The 21,118-nt window shown below is 67.9% G+C and carries 17 protein-coding genes; 7 read left to right on the top strand and 10 right to left on the bottom strand.

Translation table 11 applies throughout. The features are described from left to right. Position 1: 1 nt before the first annotated feature. The 5 genes from yidC (at position 2) to ABGB18_RS30425 (ending at position 5,700) form a co-directional block, all read left to right on the top strand. Positions 2 to 952 carry a membrane protein insertase YidC gene (yidC, locus tag ABGB18_RS30405; protein ID WP_347699060.1) on the top strand — a complete coding sequence of 317 codons (951 nt, stop codon included), beginning with the start codon at positions 2 to 4 and terminating at the stop codon, positions 950 to 952. Between the two features lie 20 nt (positions 953 to 972). Beyond that, a complete protein-coding gene (locus tag ABGB18_RS30410; protein ID WP_347699219.1) occupies positions 973 to 1,461 on the top strand; it encodes a R3H domain-containing nucleic acid-binding protein in 489 nt (162 codons plus the stop codon). A 674-nt stretch (positions 1,462 to 2,135) separates the two neighbouring features. Then, a complete protein-coding gene (rsmG, locus tag ABGB18_RS30415) occupies positions 2,136 to 2,807 on the top strand; it encodes a 16S rRNA (guanine(527)-N(7))-methyltransferase RsmG (protein WP_347699061.1) in 672 nt (223 codons plus the stop codon). Positions 2,808 to 2,944: 137 nt separating this feature from the next. After that, positions 2,945 to 3,871 (top strand): ParA family protein, encoded by a 927-nt coding sequence (locus ABGB18_RS30420; RefSeq protein ID WP_347699220.1) that lies wholly within the window; start codon positions 2,945 to 2,947, stop codon positions 3,869 to 3,871. Between the two features lie 866 nt (positions 3,872 to 4,737). Continuing rightward, positions 4,738 to 5,700 carry a ParB/RepB/Spo0J family partition protein gene (locus ABGB18_RS30425; RefSeq protein WP_347699062.1) on the top strand — a complete coding sequence of 321 codons (963 nt, stop codon included), beginning with the start codon at positions 4,738 to 4,740 and terminating at the stop codon, positions 5,698 to 5,700. A gap of 936 nt (positions 5,701 to 6,636) precedes the next feature. Here the strand turns inward: ABGB18_RS30425 and ABGB18_RS30430 are convergent. Beyond that, complete coding sequence (locus ABGB18_RS30430; protein WP_347699221.1) at positions 6,637 to 7,668, bottom strand: beta-eliminating lyase-related protein; 1,032 nt, start codon at positions 7,666 to 7,668, stop codon at positions 6,637 to 6,639. A 276-nt stretch (positions 7,669 to 7,944) separates the two neighbouring features. Here ABGB18_RS30430 and ABGB18_RS30435 point away from each other — a divergent pair, with 276 nt between their 5' ends. After that, on the top strand, positions 7,945 to 9,195 hold the full coding sequence (locus ABGB18_RS30435; RefSeq protein ID WP_347699063.1) for an SUKH-4 family immunity protein: 1,251 nt from the start codon (positions 7,945 to 7,947) through the stop codon (positions 9,193 to 9,195). A 162-nt stretch (positions 9,196 to 9,357) separates the two neighbouring features. On the opposite strand, the gene ABGB18_RS30440 is transcribed toward ABGB18_RS30435, so the two are convergent. Beyond that, complete coding sequence (locus tag ABGB18_RS30440; RefSeq protein ID WP_347699064.1) at positions 9,358 to 10,317, bottom strand: D-alanine--D-alanine ligase; 960 nt, start codon at positions 10,315 to 10,317, stop codon at positions 9,358 to 9,360. Positions 10,318 to 10,463: 146 nt separating this feature from the next. Further along, positions 10,464 to 11,696, bottom strand: a complete 1,233-nt coding sequence (locus ABGB18_RS30445; RefSeq protein WP_347699222.1) for a PLP-dependent aminotransferase family protein — start codon at positions 11,694 to 11,696, stop codon at positions 10,464 to 10,466. Positions 11,697 to 11,965: 269 nt separating this feature from the next. On the opposite strand from ABGB18_RS30445, the gene ABGB18_RS30450 reads away from it, so the two are divergent. Next, positions 11,966 to 12,583 (top strand): GNAT family N-acetyltransferase, encoded by a 618-nt coding sequence (locus ABGB18_RS30450; RefSeq protein ID WP_347699065.1) that lies wholly within the window; start codon positions 11,966 to 11,968, stop codon positions 12,581 to 12,583. A 116-nt stretch (positions 12,584 to 12,699) separates the two neighbouring features. On the opposite strand, the gene trxA is transcribed toward ABGB18_RS30450, so the two are convergent. The 7 genes from trxA to ABGB18_RS30485 all read right to left on the bottom strand — a co-directional run bounded on the left by trxA (position 12,700) and on the right by ABGB18_RS30485 (position 21,087). Then, on the bottom strand, positions 12,700 to 13,014 hold the full coding sequence (trxA, locus tag ABGB18_RS30455) for a thioredoxin (protein WP_347699066.1): 315 nt from the start codon (positions 13,012 to 13,014) through the stop codon (positions 12,700 to 12,702). Between the two features lie 10 nt (positions 13,015 to 13,024). Beyond that, positions 13,025 to 13,957 carry a thioredoxin-disulfide reductase gene (gene trxB / locus ABGB18_RS30460; RefSeq protein ID WP_347699067.1) on the bottom strand — a complete coding sequence of 311 codons (933 nt, stop codon included), beginning with the start codon at positions 13,955 to 13,957 and terminating at the stop codon, positions 13,025 to 13,027. Positions 13,958 to 14,117: 160 nt separating this feature from the next. Further along, positions 14,118 to 15,041 carry a hypothetical protein gene (locus ABGB18_RS30465; RefSeq protein ID WP_347699068.1) on the bottom strand — a complete coding sequence of 308 codons (924 nt, stop codon included), beginning with the start codon at positions 15,039 to 15,041 and terminating at the stop codon, positions 14,118 to 14,120. Further along, positions 15,031 to 15,666: an RNA polymerase sigma factor SigM gene (gene sigM, locus ABGB18_RS30470; protein ID WP_347699069.1), complete on the bottom strand. Its 636-nt coding sequence runs from the start codon at positions 15,664 to 15,666 to the stop codon at positions 15,031 to 15,033. The genes ABGB18_RS30465 and sigM overlap by 11 nt, the downstream gene beginning before the upstream one ends. Positions 15,667 to 15,681: 15 nt before the next feature. Further along, the gene (locus ABGB18_RS30475) at positions 15,682 to 17,211 is read right to left on the bottom strand and encodes a protein kinase family protein (protein WP_347699070.1); all 1,530 of its coding nucleotides are present in this window, start codon (positions 17,209 to 17,211) and stop codon (positions 15,682 to 15,684) included. A gap of 166 nt (positions 17,212 to 17,377) precedes the next feature. Further along, positions 17,378 to 18,985, bottom strand: coding sequence for a murein biosynthesis integral membrane protein MurJ (gene murJ, locus ABGB18_RS30480; protein WP_347699071.1), 1,608 nt, complete (start codon positions 18,983 to 18,985; stop codon positions 17,378 to 17,380). After that, the gene (locus tag ABGB18_RS30485; protein ID WP_347699072.1) at positions 18,982 to 21,087 is read right to left on the bottom strand and encodes a DUF6049 family protein; all 2,106 of its coding nucleotides are present in this window, start codon (positions 21,085 to 21,087) and stop codon (positions 18,982 to 18,984) included. The genes murJ and ABGB18_RS30485 overlap by 4 nt, the downstream gene beginning before the upstream one ends. Positions 21,088 to 21,118 lie beyond the last annotated feature (31 nt).

Below are 21,118 nucleotides of genomic sequence, written 5' to 3' on the forward strand. Positions count from 1 at the left end.
GGTGGAGCTGTCCTGGCTGAGCTGGCTGTACGAAGCCGTAGCCCATGTCATCATCTGGATCCATACTGGATACAGCACGGTCCTCAACCCGGACAGCGGGCTGACCTGGGCGTTGACGATCATCACGCTGACCGTGTTCATGCGGATCCTGATCTTCCCGCTCTTCCTCAAGCAGATGCGCTCGTCGAGGAAGATGCAGGAGCTCGCCCCCAAGGTTCAGGAGCTGCGTAAGCGTTACAAGAATGACAAGCAGCGCATGAACCAGGAGGTCATGGCGCTCTACCAGGGAGCCGGCGCCAACCCCCTCGGCGGCTGCCTCCCCGTGGTCGCCCAGTTCCCGATCTTCATCTCCATGTTCACCGTGCTGCACAACATGGCCGACGGCCACGCGAAGTACGGCATGACACAGGCACTGGTCGACAGCGCCCGGAAGGCGCACATCTTCGGCGCCCCGCTGCCCGCGAACTTCTGGATGTCCGAGGCGCAGATCCACGGCTTCGACGCCACGGTCGTACAGACCAAGATCGTGCTGGGCATCTTCGTGGCGATCAGCTCGGCCACCACGTTCCTCACCGTCCGGCAGAGCGTCACCCGCTCCATGGCCCAGATGCCGGACAACCCCATGGCGCAGCAGCAGAAGATCCTGATGTACATCTCGCCGCTGTTCGCCTTCTTCAGCCTCAACTTCCCGCTGGGTCTGATCATGTACTGGGTCACCACCAACCTGTGGACCCTCGGGCAGCAGCACTGGTTCTACAGCCGGCATCCCATGCCGCAATATGACGCCAAGGGCAACGTGATCCCCATCCAGCCCAAGCCTGGCCTGTTCGCGAAACTCCGCAAGGCCACCCCGGAAGAGCAGGCGCCTCCGCCCCCGCCGGAGCCTAAGATCATCAGGCAGCAGCCAAGCCGCCAGTCCCGCAGCAAGCGCACCGGCAGCAAGAAGTCTTGAACATGAAGGAGAGGCCGGCCATGACCGAGGCCGAGCAGGAGAAGGCTCCTGATCTCAACGCGCTAGAGCAGGAAGGCGAGATCGCTGCCGACTACGTCGAGGGCCTTCTCGACATCGCCGACATCGACGGTGACATCGACATGGACGTCGAAGGCGACCGCGCCATGGTCTCCGTCGTGGGGCTCAAGGGCACGGAGCTGGTGGGGCCCGGGGGAGAGGTCCTGGAGGCGCTGCAGGAGCTCACCCGGCTGGCCGTGCACCGGCAGACGGGTGAGCGGTCCAGGCTCATGCTCGACGTGGCGGGCTACCGCGAGCGCCGCCGGGCCGAGCTGACCAAGCTCAGCACCGAGATCGCCAACCAGGTCAAGGAGCAGGGCGAGCCGAAGTCGCTGCACCCGATGACGCCGTTCGAGCGCAAGATCGTCCACGACGCCGTGGCGGCCGCCGGGCTCCGCAGCGAGTCCGAGGGCGAGGAGCCCCAGCGGTACGTGGTGGTCCTGCCTGCCTGAGGCGTGTCCCGCCGTCCGGTACGGCCGTCTGCCCGCTTGTGCGCGCGGTGGACGGCCGTTTCCACTTTTACAGTCATTTATCCCCGTACGTCTGCTGCTTCGCCCTTATACACGCCCAAAGTCCCACATGCCCTTCGCCTACGCTCCCGTACCACTCCCGGCCGCAACCCACCCCAGACCGGCAAGCCACCTCACGGCGGGCCCACCGACTCCGGGTGGCGATCGACTCATCACGTCGAGCGGGCGACCGGCCGGGTTGCCAAGGCAGGATTGCCGCTGGCGCCGGAGGCGATGGTTGGGCTCCGAAAACGGGGCCACCGACCACCCTCATGGGAAGGTGATCGGCCAGGCCCGGGATTGGGGACCCGGCCGGCTCGCAGGACGGCGCGCTCGAAGGTCCCCTTCAGTCCAGCCCGCTAGTCTTCCCTTGTGATCTCACCTCTAGCCTTGGGTGGGGAACATTTCCGTAGCGCCGTAGCCGGACCATGAGCCGGCAGGAGCCCACGATCAGCAGCCCAGACCACCACCACCAGAAGCACTGTCCAGCCACCTTGACCGCCATCACGATCATCACCGCACCACCCGGCACCGCGCCGCCACCGTCCGTTCCCCGCCGATCGGTGTGAGGCGCCGCCGATCATGAGCCACCAGCCCCCAGAAAGGTCCACCATTCAGTGAGCGATGAGCTTCCGGAGCCGCCGGCCATAGCGCGGGACGTTTTCGTCGGACCGGCCTGGGATCGCGCGAACGCGTTCGCCGAGCTGCTGGCCGGCCCCGGCGTCGTCCGAGGGCTGCTGGGTCCGCGGGAGGTGCCCCGGATCTGGGATCGCCACCTGCTCAACTGCGCGGTCGTCGCTGAGGCGGTGCCGCCGGACGTACGCCTGGTGGACATCGGGTCCGGCGCCGGGCTACCCGGGATCGTGCTGGCGATCGTCCGGCAGGATGTCACGGTCACGCTCCTGGAGCCGCTGCTGCGCCGTACCGTGTTCCTGGAGGAGTGCGTCGCGGCGCTGAAGCTCGACAACGTCGAGGTGGTGCGGGGCCGGGCGGAGGAGTTGGTGGGGGAGCGCGAGTTCGACGTCGCCTGCGCCCGCGCGGTGGCGCCGCTCGACCGGCTCCTGACGTGGGCGATGCCGTTGCTCCGGGAGGGTGGCGAGCTGATCGCCATGAAGGGGGAGCGCGCAGCCGGAGAGCTCGCTGAGGCACAGGCTCAATTGCGGTCCAGCGGAGCACGAACGGCCGAGCTTGTGACCGTCGGGCACGGTAAGGTCGAGCCGCCTGCAACATTGGTTCGGGTGGTAGCGGGTCGCGCGCCGGAGCGAGCAAGGCGGCGACGAAGGAGGTGACGGCTGTGCCAGTCGTGTCAAGCGGTCTTGGCTGGCCGGAAAGCCATCCATCCGAGAGTCCAACCGGGGTTGGCTGGCCCGAAATGGGCGTGTCGCGACAGCGAATTCCCGGCACCGGCCCACCACTGGTTGAAAGGATGGCCATTGTGACCCAGACCCCCCTGAACCCCGGTGATTCGCCGTTGGTACGAGAGGCGCTCAGCTCAGTGGTTTCACGTGAAACATCTGCAACCCAGACGGCCGCCCAGAGCCCCGGTGACGGGGACGGCAGTTGGCCGCGTCCGCCCAAGACGAGGGTGATCGCGGTGGCGAACCAGAAGGGTGGCGTGGGCAAGACCACCACATCGGTGAATATCGCTGCCGCGCTGTCCATGCACGGCCAGCGTGTCCTCGTGGTGGACTTGGACCCGCAGGGCAATGCCTCCACAGCCTTGTCCACTGAGCATCGCGGTGACGTCCCGGATGTTTATCAAGTCCTTGTGGACGACCTGCCGATGGCCGACATCGTCAAGCAGGTCCCCGACATGCCGAACCTCTACTGCGCCCCGGCCACCATCGACCTGGCGGGCGCGGAGATCGAGCTCGTCTCGCTGGTGGCCAGGGAGGCCCGTTTGCGACGGGCGCTGGCGGCGTTCGAGTCGATCGAGCTGGACTACATTGTGATCGACTGCCCGCCGTCCCTTGGTCTGCTGACGGTGAACGCCCTGGTGGCCGCTGAAGAGGTCATGATCCCCATCCAGTGCGAGTACTACGCCCTGGAGGGTCTCGGCCAGCTGCTCCGGAACGTGGATCTGATCAAGGCCCACCTCAACCCGACGCTGAACCTGTCGACGATCGTCCTGACGATGTATGACGGCCGTACGCGGCTGGCCTCACAGGTGGCGGACGAGGTCCGGGCCCACTTCGGGGACACGGTGCTCAACACGGTCATCCCGCGGAGTGTGCGACTGTCGGAGGCGCCCAGTTATGGGCAGTCGGTGATGACGTACGATCCGGGGTCGAGCGGCGCCATGGCGTACATGGACGCGGCCCGTGAGATAGCCCACCGCGCCAAGGTGGCTTGACGACTCACCCCGGGGCAGGGAGGACGACGACCTGTCGCTGGTCGCCGAGGCCGTCATCGCCATCCGCGGGGCGGCCGCGTCGTCGGCGCAGCCCACACCTGTGCGGTCCGCGACACCAGGCGGCCGCTGCGGCATGACCGATAGCCAGGCCCCCAACCCCAAGTCAGGGGAGGGGCTTCTGAGGGACGGCACGGCTTCCCGACCAACCAACATCCACGGCACATCTCCGAGCCACGCCGCCGATACTCAGCCGGATCCACCGACAGCAGACATAACAGCGGCGGATCCACCGAAGGCGAATCGTCATGCCCTCGCCCGGCGGCGCGCTTCGAGCGGGATCTTGAGGATCTTCACTGTCGGCGTCTACAGACGGATCCACTGGCAGCACAACGCCATGCCCACACCAGCGCGCCGCAACTCGGAGCACCGACACCCATCTCCCGCCAGCAGTCGCTGATCATCGGCCCACAGTTGGAGCGGCGGTGCTCGCCCCGAACCACGCACAGGGCCAGGCCCCATCCATCGCGCGCCGGTGGGTCCGACCACGGATCGGAGGCGTGCCTCGGAAAGCCCAGCCGGGGACCAGAATCGCGCCTGGGTGAGTTCTCGCCGGGGACTGGAGGCATGCGTCGGCGGGGACCAAGGGTGGTGTTGCCAGAGCGAGGAAGCGGGGGAGTCGGTGCGGGGAGACTTGCCGGCGGCGGGTGGAGCGCCACAAGTGGGGCTGGGTCACGGGTTGGGCAGGTTTGTGACCGTGTCGGTGTAAATCAAACAGGGCGGTGTGTGGCGAGGGGGCACTCGGTCGGGCTCGCAACGGTAACCTCTCCTGGAGTGACCGGAATCGACCGGGTGGATGAGGAGACGCAGTGAGTCAGCAGCGGCGGGGATTGGGCAAGGGACTCGGGGCGCTCATCCCGACCGGTCCCATCGTTGACGGTACGGGGGCGGTGGCAGCTCCTGCGAACGGTTCAACGGGAGACTCGGGCCCGCAGCCGATCGCCGGAGCGTACTTCAAGGAGGTCGCTCTGAAGGCGATCGTCCCGAACCCACGCCAGCCGCGCGAGGTGTTCGATGACGAGCGCCTGGAGGAGTTGGCGGCGTCCATCCGCGAGGTCGGCTTGCTGCAACCGATCGTTGTCCGGCCAGTTGGCGGAGGCCGGTACGAGTTGATCATGGGGGAGCGGCGTTGGCGGGCCTGTAAGCAGGTGGGCCTGGATCCGGTGCCCACGATCGTCCGCAACACGCAGGACACTGATCTCCTCAGGGACGCCCTCATTGAGAACCTTCAGCGCGAGCAGCTGAACGCCCTTGAAGAGGCCGCCGCATACCAGCAGCTCCTCGACGATTTTCAAGCGACCCATGAGCAACTGGCGCAGAAGGTCGGCCGCTCTCGCTCCCACATCACCAACACCCTGCGTCTCCTTAACCTCCCGCCTGACGTGCAGCGTACGGTCGCCGCCGGAGTCATCAGCGCCGGCCACGCCCGTGCCCTCCTCGGTCTCGACTCTGCCGAGGAGCAGATACAACTGGCCAAGCGAATCGTGGCGGAGCTTCTCTCGGTCCGCGCGGTAGAAGAGATCGTCGCCATGGGCAGCGCGAAGGCGGCCCAGAAAGCCCCTCGCGAACGCCAAGCGGCCAGACGCACCGCCCCCGGCCTGACCCACCTCGCCGACCGCCTCTCAGACCATTTCGAAACCAAGGTCAAAGTCGACCTGGGGCACCGTAAGGGCCGGATCGTGGTGGAGTTCGCCACGATAGACGACCTGGAGCGAATCATCGGCACCATGGCTCCAGAAGCCGTCCGTGCCATGCGAGAAGCCGAAGACTGACCTCACGACCCCGCCCTTCTGTTTCACGTGAAACACCCGCCTACCTTCCCCTGACCGCCGCCAGAGAGCTTCACAACCAGAGCTGGCGGCAACAGGGCAAGGGCGGACGGCTAGCAACAGGAGGCGACGGCCGACCGCAACAGCGAAGTGGCAACGGCTGTCGGGGACGGGAACCGGCGATCGTTGTCGGCAACAGAGCGACGTCAGCACGGCCGGCGACGGGGTGGCGGCCAGCCGGCGGATCTAGACCCCAGGCCGCCGCACCAGCCCCGCTGATGTGACACGCCGACCTCAGCGGGTGTAGCCCGAACCTCACGGATGGTCCAGGGTGACGTCCCGCATAGCGGTGTAGTTCCTCGCCTGCTCAGGCCTGTTCGCCAAGCTAAGCAGCGCACAAAAGGGATCGTTTATCCACCACCCGGTGGGACACCACCGGAGCCCATTGGCTGAGCGTCTATTCAACATTTGCGGGAGGGGCTCGCTGGGAGCCCTCGTCGCTAGTCCAGCGCGTCGTTGCCCAGGTTGAACGGGCTTCTGATGTTCGCCTGGGGAAGCGCGCTTGCCCCAAGTAGGCAGGCGGCGGTCGCGGTCTCTTGCGGCACGGCGTTGTGCGGCGGATGGCCGGCAAGCAATTGGGCGACGGGAAGGGGAGGTGTGAGAGAGGGTCGCTTGGGGGCGGGTGAGTTGGATGGGGCCGCGGTGCGCTGTTTCACGTGAAACAGGCGGGCTTTGCCTCCGGCGGGGCGGTGGGGCTACATGGTCGCAGGCGCGGCGGAGTCATGGGCAACCTGGGCGCTCGTGAGTGCCGGTCTGTCGTTTCACGTGAAACAGACCAGGGGTGCCTGCGGGAGCGTGGCGTGCTGCATGGTGGGAGCGAGAGGAGTAGGCCTACGCGACGGTGAGGAGGTAGGCCTACATGGCGGCGGAACGCTGGAGCTACGCGGTGGCGGCCTTGCGGAGGTCGTCGAGGAAGTCGTCGACGTGTTCCGCGGTGGTGTCGAAGGCGGTCATCCAGCGGACGACGCCCGCCGGCTCATCCCAGTAGTGGAAGAGGTAGCGCTGCCGGAGGGTCTCGGCGACGGATTGGGGAAGCACGGCGAAGAGGGCGTTGGACTGGACGGGGTAGGCCAGGGCGACGCCGGGGATGTCTTCCAGGCCGTGGGCCAGGCGGGTGGCCATCTGGTTGGCGTGGTCCGCGTTCTGCCGCCAGAGGTCGTCCGTCAGCAGGGCGGTGAGTTGGGCGGAGATGAAGCGCATCTTCGAGGCGAGCTGAAGTGACTGGCGCCGAAGGAAGGGGACGGCGCGGCTGAGCGTGGAATCGAGGACCACGACGGCCTCCGCCGCCAGCGCGCCGTTCTTGGTGCCGCCGAAGCTGAAGACGTCCACTCCGGCGTCCGTCGTGATGGCCTTCAGGTCGCTGCCCAAATGAGCGGCCGCGTTGGCCAGCCTCGCGCCGTCCATGTGCAGACGCAGACCCGCCGCGTGTGCCGTCTCGGCGAGGGCGGCGATCTCGGCGGGGGAGTAGCACGTGCCGACCTCAGTCGCCTGGGAGATGGAGACGACCGTGGGCTGCGATTCGTGCGGGTTGCCGATCCCGCCCAGGCGCGCCTTGATGTCGTCCGGCCGGAGTTTGCCATCATTGGTGGGGACCGTCATGAGCTTCACGCCGAGCAGGCGTTCAGACGCCCCGGCCTCATGGGTGGCGATGTGGGCGCTCTCGGCACAGATGATGGCGTCGAAACGGCCGAGCATGAGGGCCAGGCCGACCATGTTGGCGCCGGCTCCGTTGAGCACCGGGAAGCCCTCCGCGCCCGCGCCGAACACTTCCTTGGCCTTGCCCTGGAACGTCGAGGTCCAACTGTCGTCCCCGTAGGCGGGCGCGTCTCCGTGGTTCGCCGTGGCAATGGCTTCGAGAATGGTCGGGTGCACGCCTGCGTGGTTGTCGCTGGCAAAACTCTTTGAGTACATCGAATCGTTCAGCACAACGTAAGGCTACTTTCACCGCGTTGAGGGATTTGCGAGGCCCTCCATTGGCCGAGCTGTCGCGAGCGATGATGCGACGGTGTCCCGGTCGGCCGTGTGCCGGCTGCTGGGCACGCGCTGCTGCCCACACCGGGTCGGCTGGCGGATCGGGCGCGATGGGAGTGCGCATGATCATCAGTGTTGGTGATCCAAGGACGCCGGCGAGGTCGGGTCACTACGGTTCTTTCAGTCGGAAGAACTCAACCTGATGAAGGGGACGCAATGGCGGCAGTTGAGGAGGAGGGCGTTGTCACCCTGGAGGTCGAGAAGGGGAAGGAGCTTGGGTTGTCCAAGGACGATTTCGTGCTTCTCACCGAGATCGGGTTGCCCAGGGATGCGGGGGAGCACTTCTGCACGGAGATCTCCGAGGGGTTGCCCGGGCTGTTCTCCGTCCAGCCGTTGAACGAGGACGATCAAGCGTTGATCCTCGGCGGAGCCGGGCCCGACGGTGATCTGTTGTACTTCCTCGATGTGAGCAGGGGACTAGTCGTGCTCCTGGCCTTGGGGGACGGTGACGAGAAGCCCGAGTACGAGGTCGTGAACACCACGCTTGCGACCTTCGTCGAGTTCGTTCGTCGGTTGGGTGCGTACACGAGCTCGCCCTGGGCGGAGCGGCCCGCGGATGACAGGGCCCGGCTCGCGGAGATCGCCGCTGAGCTTGAGGAGCTCGATCCTGAGGCGTTCAGGCATCCGCACTGCTGGTGGGCGATGGTGATCGCGCATCACCGGCGGAACGTGGCCAGGCGGGAGAGGGCGTATTCGCCTGCCCAGTCGCACAGCGAGGCCTTCCACCGGGCCCTTGATCGGCTGGATGAGAAGGGCTGGCGGCACGTCACCAGCAAGGAGTTCGCGTCCGCGACCGGTCAGTCAGGACTGCTGGCTCTGCCTGAGGGCTTCTCGGATGCGTTCTCGGCGGAGGGGGCTCTGGTCCAAGACGTTGAGGTGCGCTGGAGGGGTTCGATGACGTCGGATATTCAGTCGGCCTTCGCCTGGGAGGGGCTCGTGATCCGGCTTCCCGAGCAGGAACCGGAGGACGAGGACGACTTCGATTTCGATGCCGCGATGGAGCGGCTGCTGGCGGCGGAGCGTGGACTCCTCGATCCGGACGAAGGCACTGCGACCTTGCTGGCCGCGGCTGAGCCCTCCGATCTGTGCCGGATTCTGCGGGCTTTCGAACGGCTGGCCGCGAAGGGGTACGTTGCCGAGCCTGCTCTCTGGCCCACCACGTCGGGCTGCTGGGAGCGCGTGTACGGGCGAACCGAGGACGTGGAGTCGCCCATGGCCGTCTTCTGGAACACCCAGAGTCATGACTCCGCCTTCGACGTCCGGGGCGATCTGGCCGGCGAGCTCCACCTCGGCTGGGTAGGCGACCGTGAGGAGATCGCCGAGGCCCTCGCTGAGACAGGGCTGGTGCTGAAGATGCCGGAGAACGAGGGGACGACTTTCATCCTTGGTCCCGTCGTCCGCCGGTAGGGCCGAAGCCTCAGCGGGGGCGGGAGATGGCGGCGGCGGTGCTGTGCGGCGAACGCCTGCCGGAGACCCCAAGGGACCGAGGATCGCACCGTGACCCAAAACGGCTGGCTTCCCGCCGCCGGCCCGCAGGGACGGTGGTACGCACCCACCAGGAGTAAGGGGTTACGAGGCTCGGGAGCGGGTGGCGGCGATCTGGAGGAGGGTGCTGCAGAGGTCGCCGAGGTCCTGGCCGGCTGCCTCGGCCGACATGGGCAGCAGGGACGTCTCCGTCATCCCCGGTGCCACGTTGACCTCCAGGAAATAGGGCGTGCCGGAGTCATCGACAATGAGGTCGGTACGGGAGATGTCGCGCAGTCCCAGCGCGGTGTGGGCCGTGACGGCGGTCTCCGCGCAGGCCGCGGCCGCCTCCGGGGACAGGCGGGCGGGGGCGAAGAACTCCGTGTGCCCGGCCGTGTAGCGCGCAGCGTAGTCGTAGACACCCTCGTCCGGGACGATCTCCACGGCAGGCAGCGCCACCGGGCCGTTGCCCAGGTCGACGACCGAGACCGCCACCTCCACGCCCTCCACGTACCGCTCGATGAGCGCCGTGTCGCCGTAGGCGAAGCAGCCGACCATGGCGGCGGGTAGCTCCTCAGCCGTGCGTACGATCGAGGCCCCCAGCGCCGACCCGCCCCGAGCGGGCTTGACGAACAGAGGGAGGCCCAGGTGGTCGACGATGCGGCCCAGCACCACGGTGGCGCCCAGGTCGTGGAACGTCTCCTTCGGCAGTGTGACCGACTCCGGCGTGCGCAGCCCGACCGAGCGTACGACCGCCTTGGCCGTGGGCTTGTCGAAGGCCACCCGGCAGGCGTCCGGATCGGCCCCCACATAAGGGACGTTGAGGAGCTCCAGCACGGAACGGATCGCCCCGTCCTCACCGGCACCGCCGTGCAGCGTCACGAACACCGCGTCCGGGGGGTCCGCGAGGATCGAGGGCACGAGGGAGGCGTCGGTGTCACGGGCCTCCACGTCGATGCCCGCCGCGCGCAGCACCTCGCTGACTCGGCGACCGGAGCGCAGGGACACCTCACGCTCGTAGGAGAGGCCCCCGGCCAGCACGAGCACGTGGCCCAGATCGCTCATCACATCTCCTCTGCTGATCGCACGCTGTCCAACCGTACCGGCGCGGGGACCGAAGGTGCGTGCGGGGGCCGTCCCGGTGTCCCAACCGGCAAAACGAGCGGGGCCGGCGTCCCGAAGGAGAACGCCGGCCCCGCCGAGTGAAGGCGCTATTTCAGGTCAGGACCCGGCGTGTCCACCCCTTGGTGGTCGCGTATCGAGCCCGTCCCGAACGTGTCCCGCAGCTGCATCTCCTGCTCGATCACCCCGGCCAGCCGTCGCACCCCCTCGCGGATGCGATCCGGCTCGGGATAGCAGTACGACAGGCGCATGTGCCGCGCCCCGCTGCCGTCGGAGTAGAACCCTGTCCCCGGCACGAACGCCACCCGCTCGGCCACCGCCCTGGGCAGGATGGCCTTGGAGTCGAGCCCGTCGGGCAGGGTCGCCCACACGAAGAACCCGCCGCCGGGCCGGGTCCAGGTGACCTCGGGCGGCATGAGGGAGTCGAGGGCGTCCAGGAGGGCGTCGCGGCGCTCGCGGTAGAGCTCCCTGAACGACTTGATCTGCTCCTCCCACGGCTGCGTGGCCAGGTACTGGCCCACGGCGAGCTGCGTGAACGAGGAGTGCGACAGCACCGCCGACTCCATGGCGAGCACGAGCTTGTCGCGGATGGCGTGCGGGGCCAGGGCCCAGCCGACCCGGAAGCCGGGAGCGAGCGTCTTGGAGAACGACCCCAGGTAGACCACCCCGTCGGGGTTGTCGGCCCGCAGTGCCCGCATGGGGTCGCCGTCGAAGCCGAGCAGCCCGTACGGGTTGTCCTCGATGATGAGCACCCCGGCCCGCTGGCAGATGTCGAGCACCTGCTGGCGGCGGGCGATGTTCAAGGTGACGCCGGCGGGGTTCTGGAAGTTCGGGATCGTGTAGAGGAACTTGATGGGCGCGCCGGCGGTCTCCAGCGCGTAGATGGTCTGGGCCAGGGATTCGGGCACGATGCCCTGATCGTCCATGGCGATGTGGACCACTTTGGCTTGGTAGGCGGCGAACGTACCTAGCGCTCCCACGTACGAGGGGCCCTCGGCGAGCACCACGTCGCCCGGGTCGATGAAGATCCGGGTGACCAGATCGAGGGCCTGTTGCGAGCCGACGGTGACGACGACGTCGTTCGCCCCGGCGTGAATCCCCTCCAGCCGCATGACCTCGCAGATCTGCTCGCGCAGGTGCGGGTCGCCCTGGCCGGAACCGTACTGCAGCGCGACCGGGCCACGCCTGGTGACCAGGTCGGAGACCAGCTCGCCGACCATGTCGAGGGGGAGCGCCGTGACGTACGGCATGCCGCCGGCGAGCGAGACCACCTCGGGCCTCGACGCGACGGCGAAAAGAGCTCGGATCTCGGAGGCGACCATCCCGGTAGCTCGCGCGGCGTACCGATCGACGTATGCGTCGATGCGCGACCCTTGGGTCGCGGGTGTCTGACCGTGATCCCGCTCTTCCGTCACGGCCCACCTCCTAGGTGTCATATCGGGCGGAAATACCAGATTACGCCAGCCGGACATGTCGTTAGTGACCGACCTCCACCGTCGTGGTGTCCGCTGAGGCCATCTTCACTGAGCTACGATGCCACCTGTGGACGCGGTTTTCGCGCGCTTTTCCGGGTCAACGATAGGGGCGGTAGTTGTCGCGCCGGCTGGTCAACATAACCCTGGACAATCTTGAAGATCTGCCGCACCGCTGTCGGCGGTGCGTGTTCTGGGAGCTCGATCCTGTCAGCGGCGAACGCGCCATCAAGTCGGGCGACCCGGGGCTGGAGAAGGAAGCCTGGATCTCCGGCACGCTGCTTGAGTGGGGCAGTTGCGGAAAAATTGCCTACGTTGACGGGGTGCCCGCGGGGTTCGTCCTCTACAGCCCGCCCCTCTACAGTCCACGCTCGGTGTCCTTCCCCACGTCTCCGGTCAGCGCCGACGCGGTGCTGCTGATGACGGCGCACATCATTCCGGAGTTCTCGGGTGGCGGGCTGGGGCGGATGCTGATTCAGGGCGTGGCCAAAGACCTGACACGGCGTGGCGTAAAGGCAATTGAAGCTTTTGGCGACCTCAAGTGGGAAGAGCCTAGTTGCGTCGTTCCAGCGGAATACTTGCTATCTGTTGGTTTTAAGACTGTTCGTCCGCATTTGCGATTCCCGCGGCTCCGGCTTGAACTGAAGACCGCCGTCTCGTGGCGTGAGGACGTCGAGGTGGCCTTGGAACGGCTCCTGGGCTCCATGAGTCCAGAACGCGCCCTACGTCCCGTCTGACGGTCGTTCAGCCCTCAAGAAGGGACCCTGCGAGCGCGAAGGCCCCCCGCCGGAAGCGGGGGGCCTCGTCGGGTGAAGCGCGCCGTCAAGTGCGCACAGCCGCGCCCCAGGGCGTGCTAGATGATGCCCTCGAGCTCGCGCAGCAGCATGGCCTTCGGCTTGGCACCGATGATCTGCTTCACGACCTCTCCACCCTTGTAGACGTTCATCGTCGGGATCTGGAGCACGCCGTACTGGCGCGGAACCTCCGGGTTCTCGTCAATGTTGAGCTTGACGATCTCCAGCTTGTCGGCGTGCTCGCTCGCGATCTCCTGCAAGATCGGCGCAACCTGACGGCACGGGCCGCACCATTCGGCCCAGAAATCGACCAGCACAGGCTTGTCGCTCTTGAGAACGTCGGCCTCGAAAGTGGCGTCGGTGACTGCCTTCACGGTGCGCTCCTTACTTCTCGGTGTTGGCCAGCCAGCGCTCGGAGTCGAGCGAGGCAGAGCATCCGGTGCCGGCCGCGGTGATGGCCTGGCGATAGGTGTGGTCGACGACGTCGCCCGCCGCGAAGACGCCGTCGATGTTGGTGGCGGTGGACGGGGAGGCCACCTTGATGTACCCGTTCTCGTCGAGATCGATCTGGCCCTTGACCAGGTCCGTACGCGGATCGTGGCCGATCGCCAGGAACAGCGCGTCCGTGGCCAGCTCGCACTCCTCGCCGGTCTTGACGTTGCGCAGCTTCACGGCCTCGACCTTGGAGTCGCCGAGCACGTCCACGACCTCGGAGTCCCAGACGAAGCGGATCTTCTCGTTGGCGATGGCACGCTCCTGCATGATCTTGCTGGCCCGCAGCGAGTCGCGGCGGTGCACCACCGTCACCATCCGGGCGAACCGGGTCAGGAACGTGGCTTCCTCCATCGCGGTGTCGCCGCCGCCGACGACCACGATGTCCTTGTTGCGGAAGAAGAAGCCGTCACAGGTCGCACACCAGGACACGCCGTGCCCGGACAGGCGCTTCTCGTTGGCCAGGCCCAGCTCGCGGTAGCCGGAGCCCATGGCCAGGATGACGGACTTGGCGTAGTAGGTCTCGCTGTGGGTCTTGACGACCTTGGGGTTGGCCTCCAGGTCCACTTCGATCACGTCGTCGGCCACCAGCTCGGCGCCGAACCGCTCGGCCTGCTTGCGCAGGTTGTCCATGAGATCGGGACCCATGATGCCGTCGGGGAACCCGGGGAAGTTCTCCACGTCGGTGGTGTTCATGAGCGCGCCGCCCGCGGTCACCGAGCCCTCGAAGACCAGCGGCTGGAGCTCGGCGCGCGCGGAGTAGACGGCCGCGGTGTAACCCGCCGGGCCGGACCCAATGATGATCACGTTACGAACGTCGCTCAACGCTCCACGCCTTCCTCGTCTGCGGTTGCATCGGCGTCAACAGATCCTAGGGCGCCCTGATTCCCGCCCCCACCCACCTCGCCGGGACACAGAGCACGCCTAAAGAAAAGAGCCCGCCGAAGCGGGCCCTTTGGAGTGACTTGCGCCACCGGATTTTGCGTTACCAGCGGCCAAGCGCGGGTTTACGTAGGTTTTTGCAGTTGAACGGGTCAACGATGTCGATGCGCATCGTCTGGGCGGCCTTGTCCTTCAAGGAGGCGATGATGAGGGCATCCTGGCCGTTGTACAGACCCTGGTCGACCGCGTACGTCGGCAGCTTGGACCGGCCCACCACCCGGCTGACGCACTTGTCGACCTTCGCGTTGTCGGAGGCGTCGCCACCCACTATGGTGGCGTAGCCGAACATGCTTTCGAGCGGCTGGCGCAGGTCGTGGTCGCTGTAGTTGTGACGGCTGTCGGTCAGCGCGTAGGACCTCGCCCGCGCCGACACCTCCGCCCTCGGCGGTGTCCCGGACTTGGCCACGACGCCCTCACTGGCGCCGCCGCTGCCGGTCTCGCCTCCACCGGTGGCGAGCAGGGTGGTCGAGACCACGGCCGTGCCCACGACGACCGCCGCCGCGGCGGCCGCCACGGCGGGCACCGCCCACCGGCGCCTGGCCCTCCGCTTGGCGGGGACGATGGTGCCGTCGTCGGAGACCACCCCGAGACGCAGGGGCTCCTCCTCCGGAACCGTGCTCACCGGCTCGGGGACCACCCGCGCCGGCAACTCGACCGGTCGCTCCCACGGGGCGTCCCGCATGAGTTCGTCCCAGTCGGGTGGCTCGGCGAGGCCCACGCCTCCGCCGCGCGTGGATTCCGCCTCCGCGGCCAGCGCCCTGTCGATGCGCAGTGCGACACCCATCGGCATGGCCGGTGTGGGGGTCGCCGCGAGCACCTCGCGAACCGCCGCAAGGTCAGCCAGAAGCTCCCCGCATGGGTCACAGACCGCGAGATGCTCGCGGACCTGGCGTGCCGTGCCGACGTCCAGGAGACCCTCGGCCAGTTCGGCGAGGATTTCCAGATCGTAGTGCGTATCACCCGTCACGAAGTTCTGCTCCCTTCGCGGATGAGACGCGATTGAGGTCCGTTCGGTTCCGCAGATGCGAAAGAATTGGGGCAAGTTTCGCGCGCCCGCGGGCGCACCTGCTCTTCACCGTGCCGCTGGGCACCTGGAGCACTTGAGCTGCGTCTTCGACCGAATAGCCCATCATGTCGACCAGCACCAGCGCCGCCCGCTGGTCGCTGGGCAGCATTTTCAGCGCGGCCGAAACCTCCATCGAGACCTCGCGCTCGAGGGTCTGGTCGGGCAGCGGGGTCTCGCGCTCGGCGGCCTCGATGAGCTCGTCGTCGGCCACCGGCCGGACGGACTTGCGGCGCATCCTGTCGAGGCAGGCGTTGACCACGATGCGGTGGAGCCAGGTCGTGACGGCCGCCTCGCCGCGAAACGTGGCTGCCTTGCGGTAGGCGGAGACGAAGGCGTCCTGCACGGCGTCGGCGGCCTCGTCCGGGTCACCGAGCGTCCGCAGGGCGACCGCCCACATGCGGTCGCGGTGCCTCTTGACGATTTCGCTGAAGGCGTGTGGATCCCCGTTGATGTGCGCGGTCAGCAGCGCGGCGTCCGTGACCGCCGGCCGCTCCGCTGCTGAGGGTGTCTCGGGTGGGGAGTTCACAAGAGGGTTTCCTGATTATGCCGATCCGGGAGAGTGCACCACTACTTCATAGATGGTGCCATGAAACTTGCCTCCATCCGCCGGAACACGCGTAAACCAGATCAAAACGTACTGACCGCTTGTCGCCTCTTCCGGGGTCAAGGTGGTCTTACCTGCTGCGTTCTTCTCGGTCGCCACGGTCTTCAGCGAGTCAAGATCGGGGGAGTCGCCCACCTTGAGCTCGACGGTCGCGCCCGGCGTATCGGCCAGCGTAGCCACCACGTCGCTGATCTGCATGGACTTGCCCATGTCGAGCAGGAGGCCGACGCCCTTCTTGAGTCCGCCGAGCTCGGCGTTGGAATAGCCTTCGGTCTCCCAGAACGTGCTCGGCTTGCCGTCGATGGCCAGCGGGGCCCGCTCCGGCTTCTCGTCCTGCTCGCCGCCGCCTCCGAGCGGGTCGAAAGCCTGCGCCCGCTCCGGCTCGACGGCCTCGACCTCGGCCGGGGCGGAAGCCGAGTTGGTCGGGCCGCCGGCGCTCGGCGTCGCCGTAGAGCTCGGACTGCCCAGGCTGCGGCCGATCGTCCACGCCCCGACACCGACCGCGACGATCACCAGCAGCACCACCACGGTCATCAGCACCCGGTTGAGCGAGCCGCCGCTGCCGCCGCTCGGCGGGCGGTGCGGCGGCAGCGGCGGCGCCGGCACGGTGAGGTGATGCTGGCGGTGCGCGATGTCCAGGCCCTCGGTGTGCGAGGCGGAGGCCACCGCGGGGGTGGAGGGGTAGGCGATCGGGATCGGCATCGGCCTGGCCACGTCGGCCAGCGCCTCGGACACCGACGCCGGGCTGGTCAGCGCGCCCTGGCCCCTGCGCGACTCGGGCAGGCAGGCCCGCACCGTGATCGAGTCGAGGTAGCCGGGCACCCCGGCGGTGACCTGCCGGGGCGTGCAGAAATGGCCGTCGCTCATGGGGGCCGCGGGCAGCCCGCCCTCTTCCTCGTCGCCCGGCCAGTGACCGGTCAGCCCGGCGTAGAGCAGCCGGCCCAGCCCCTCGGCGTCGTCGAGCGCCGGCTGGTCGGTGGTGAGCCCGGACAGCGCCGCGTCGACGGCCACCCCGAGCACCTTGACCGTGTTGCCGGTCGTCCACACCAGGTGGGCGGGGCGCAGGCACAGGTGGTAGAGCTGCGCCTCGTGCGCGTGCGCCAGCGCCTCGGCGGCCTCGGCGACCAGCCCGGCCGCGCGCTCCGGCTCCAGCGGGCCCGAGGCGAGCAGGTCGGTCAGCGTGTCGCCGGTGACCCACTCGCTCACCACGTAGGAGGCCTTCTCGTCCTCGGCGGCGTCGAAGACCTGGGTCAGCCGCGGGTCGGTCAGCCTGCTCGCGGCGCGGGCCGCGGTGACGACCTCGTGGACGCGCGGGAAGCCCGGTCCGAAGGTGTGCACGGCGACGGGACGCGCGAGGATCTCGTCGATGGCCTTCCACAAGGTGGCCCCGTCGGACTCGCTTACGCGGTCCTCGAGCCGGAAGCGCTCGGCGAGGCGGGTGCCGGGTTCGACGGCCGACGTGCTCACAGGCTCACTCCGCTAGGCCGATCGGGCGTATTCATGACTCCACTCACCTGCGTGGACGTGTCCCACGAAGGCGCGCTATGCCGGGTGGATCCGCCCACGCCCCTCCTGCTTCCATTCGCGCGTGTCGAGCTCCATGGTAGTGCCGAGTAGATTCCGGCCGCGTTCTTTACCGGCCTACCCGCCTGGCGACCGTCCCAACGATCGAGTTGACCTCAGGGATGCGCATTCTGTGCGCAATACCGAGATAGAGCAGCAATCCCAGGCCCCCGCCGACGGCCAGAACGATCAGCGAGTTGATGAACCCTAGCCCGCCGAACACCCCCGTGACCACCCACACCGCTGCCAGCCCCAGCACGGCCGTGGGCAGGGCTGCGATGTACATCCTGGTCAGCGCCATGCCGATGGTCCATCCACCCAGTCCCTGAACCCGGCGGCTGGCCAGCCACCAGGCGGTGACCCCACCCAGCGCGTACGCGATCGCGTACGCCAGCGCCAGCCCCATCACCACATAACGGGCCGGCAACAATACGTAGAACAACAGCATGAGCGCCGCGTTGACCGCCGTGGTGCCCGCCCCGACGAACACCGGCGTCCGCGTGTCGCCGAAGCTGTAGAAAACCCGCAGCAAGAGCTGGAACACCGCGAACGGCACCAGCGCCAGTCCGTAGACCTGCAGCACGTTGCCGATGTAGACGGCGTCGGCGATGGTGTTGGCGCCGTGGCCGTAGATGGGCACGGTGATCGCCGGGCCGAGCACCATGAGCAGCAACGACACCGGCACCAGCAGCGCGCAGATCAGCCGTACGCTGGACCCGAACTCGCCGCGCACGTCTCCGAAGCGCCCCTCGGTGACGGCCCGGCTCATCCGCGGCAGCATCGCGGTGATGACCGAGACGCCGATGACGCCGTACGGGAGCTGGAAGAGCTGGAACGCCAGCGTGTACGGGCTGATGCCGTGCCCGGGCACCGCGTCGCCCGCCGAGCTCGACAGGTTGGTCGTCAGCATGAACCCGAGCTGCGTGACCACGACGTAGCCGATCGTCCAGATGCCGGCCTTGGTCATCTCGCCCAGCCGCGCGTTCCACACGTCGAGCCGGGGCACGAACGAGAACCCCACCCGCTTGAGCGCCACGATCAGCACGGCCGCCTGCGCCACGATGCCGGCCGTGGTGCCCAGGCCGAGCAGCGCCAGGTCGAAGTCGGTGACCTTGCTGATGTCGCCGCGGCCGGTGCCGACCACGACGTAGGCCAGCAGGGCGCAGATCTGGACGAGGTTGTTGAGCACGGGGGCCCACATGGGGGCGCCGTAGCGGTCGCGCGTGTTGAGGATGGCGCCCGCCACCGCGCCGACTCCGAAGAAGGCGAGCTGCGGCAGGATGAACCGGGCCAGCGTGACCCCGACCTCGAACCTTCTGCTCCCCGGCGCCCAGACGGTGTAGAGGTCGATGAGCAGCGGGGCGGCGACCACGGCCGCCGCCGCCACCGCGATCAGCGCGACCGTGGAGATCGTCAGCAACCGCTGCTCGTAGGCCCGGCCACCGTCGGGGTCGTGCTGCTGCGCCCGCACGATCATCGGCACCACGACACTGCTCAGCACGCCCAGCAGCAGCAGGTCGAGAATGCTGTACGGGATCGCGTACGCCGCGTTGTAGGAGTCACCCAGGGCCGCCGTGCCGATGGCGTAGGCGAGCACCATGGTCCGCACGAACCCCGTGACCCTGGACACCATGGTGCCCGCCGCCATGATGGCGCTGGCCCGAAGCATGCGGCTCATACGGCTTCACTCTCCCGGTTCTTGGCGGCCCGCGCGAGCTTGCGCTCCGAGCGGCGGCGCAGCACGCGCATCACCACGGCGGCCAGCATCACGGTCAGCGCCGCTCCCACGATCACCAGGGCGATCCCGGTGTAGCCGGTGGTGCGGATGGTCAGCTTCTGCGGCTTGCCGTACGGGCGCCCGTCGGTGGTCTTGAGCTGGACGGTCACGGTCGCGTCGCCGTCAGTGGTGGCGGTCATCGGCACCTGCACCGTGCCGCTCTGCCTGCCGCCGATCCTCAGCGGCTTGTCCTGTGGGAAGGCGACCTGCAGCAGGTCGGGGTTGTTCGACCTGACGTCGATGTACAGAAGAATGGGGATGCTCAGCAAGTTCCGCACGCTGATCGGCACGACTCCGTTGCTGCCGGCGATGGCACGTGACCGGTCGGGGCCCGAGCCGGTGATCTGGACCTCGTCCGTCTTGGTGGTCACCGCCGCCTTGACCTGGTTGGTCACCGAGCGGCCCACCCGCGTGTGGTCGCGCCAGGCCGTCGAGCTGAGACGCAGCACCGCCTTGTCGAAGCCGGAGGGGACCCTCTGCTCCGTGATCAGGGAGGTGAGATCCGCCTTCGCCCCGACGTCCTTGACCGGTGTGAGGTATTTCTCGGTCAGCTCGTTTTTACGGTCGTGCTCGGTGTAGGTCAGGCCGGCCCGCGGGACCGACACCCGGCTCGGCTTGAGCGACTCCAGCGGGGTGAGCCGCAGCCACGGCAGCCGTTGCGCGACCCCCAACAGAGAGGTGACGAGTGTCGGGTTCGGGTTCCAGCGCCGCGAGGGGGCGATGACCAGCGACCTCGGCGAGGTCTGGCCGACCTCGGAGGAGATCATCGCCGTCTCGGCGATGAAGCGCTGCGAGCTGAGCAGCACGGACGTGGACGACGCGGGCTCGAACAGGCGGCTCAGCTCAGGGTCGGCGACCAGCGCGGTGACGGGCCCGTTGACCGAGTCGAGCGTCGAGGCGGCGTCGGGGGTGAAGGCGACGGGCGGCTGCGGCGGCAGGTTGGTGGCGTTGAGCAGGACCCTGTTCACCTTGTCGCCGCTGACCGAGAGCAGGTCGAGCGCGTCGGGGTCGAGCACTCCGGCGGGCGGCCAGTTGACGGTGGTCTTGGCACCGGGGTTGAGCAGCCTCCTGGTGAGGTCCCCGCCGATCCTCATCGCCTTGTCGGTCTGCGTGTCCAGCCCCTGGTGCGCGAGCGCCGCCACGTCAGGGTCCGCGTACGGCACCGCGACCACGGGCGAGGCGGCCAGCGAGGTGCGCATGGTCGTCAGCCACTCCTGGGCGGCGGGATTGGCGGGTTTGGACTGCGTGCCGTCCTTGGTCTTGACCCTGTACGCGCTCTTCATCGTGTCGAGGTCGTCGAGCAGCGCGGGTTCGATGAACCACGTGACTTCCTTGGGCGCGACCTGGGCGATCTCGGCCAGGTCGGCCAGCCGGCCGCGGTCGCCGAGCGCCTCGCTCAGCTTGTCGTCGATGAACGTGGCGTCGTCGGTGGCCCGGTGCGGCTGGTCGATGACGGGCAGGGCGATCGCCAGCCGGTTGCGCGGCGTCTTCGGCACGGTCGGGGGCGCGTACGTGAGGTAGGTGCGCTGCGGGGTCATGATCGGCACGCGGTTCTGGGCCACCTGCACGGCCACCGGATAGACGCCGAACGAGTTGTAGCCGAGCTGCACCGGCGTGGCGGTGAACTCCCAGCGCACCGACGCGCCGGCGGCCAGCGCCGGGATGTCCATGCCCGAGCTGTCCGAGACATTCCACGGGAGTGTCGCGGGGTTCTCGTCGGACTGGTAAGCGGCCATGGTGGCGCGGTCGGTGAATTTCTGCGCCACGTAGCGCAGGCTCACCCGCAGGTTGTACTGGGGGGTGCCGGTGTCGTTGCGGACCGTCCCGGAGAACTTGATCTCATCGGTCGGTGATCTCGGCACGTCCGGCGTGATCGAGGAGATCGTCACGGCGACCGTCTGCCTGCTCACCTTGGTGGCAGCCGTGCTCGACGCCGTCGCCGCCATCATCGGGGCGAGCAACGCGGTGGACAACGCGACGAGCAGCGTGGCCTTACGGATCACGCGGATGCCCGAGCTGGGTAACGACGAGGCA

It is taken from the genome of Nonomuraea sp. B12E4, assembly GCF_039871825.1.
Classification (GTDB): domain Bacteria; phylum Actinomycetota; class Actinomycetes; order Streptosporangiales; family Streptosporangiaceae; genus Nonomuraea.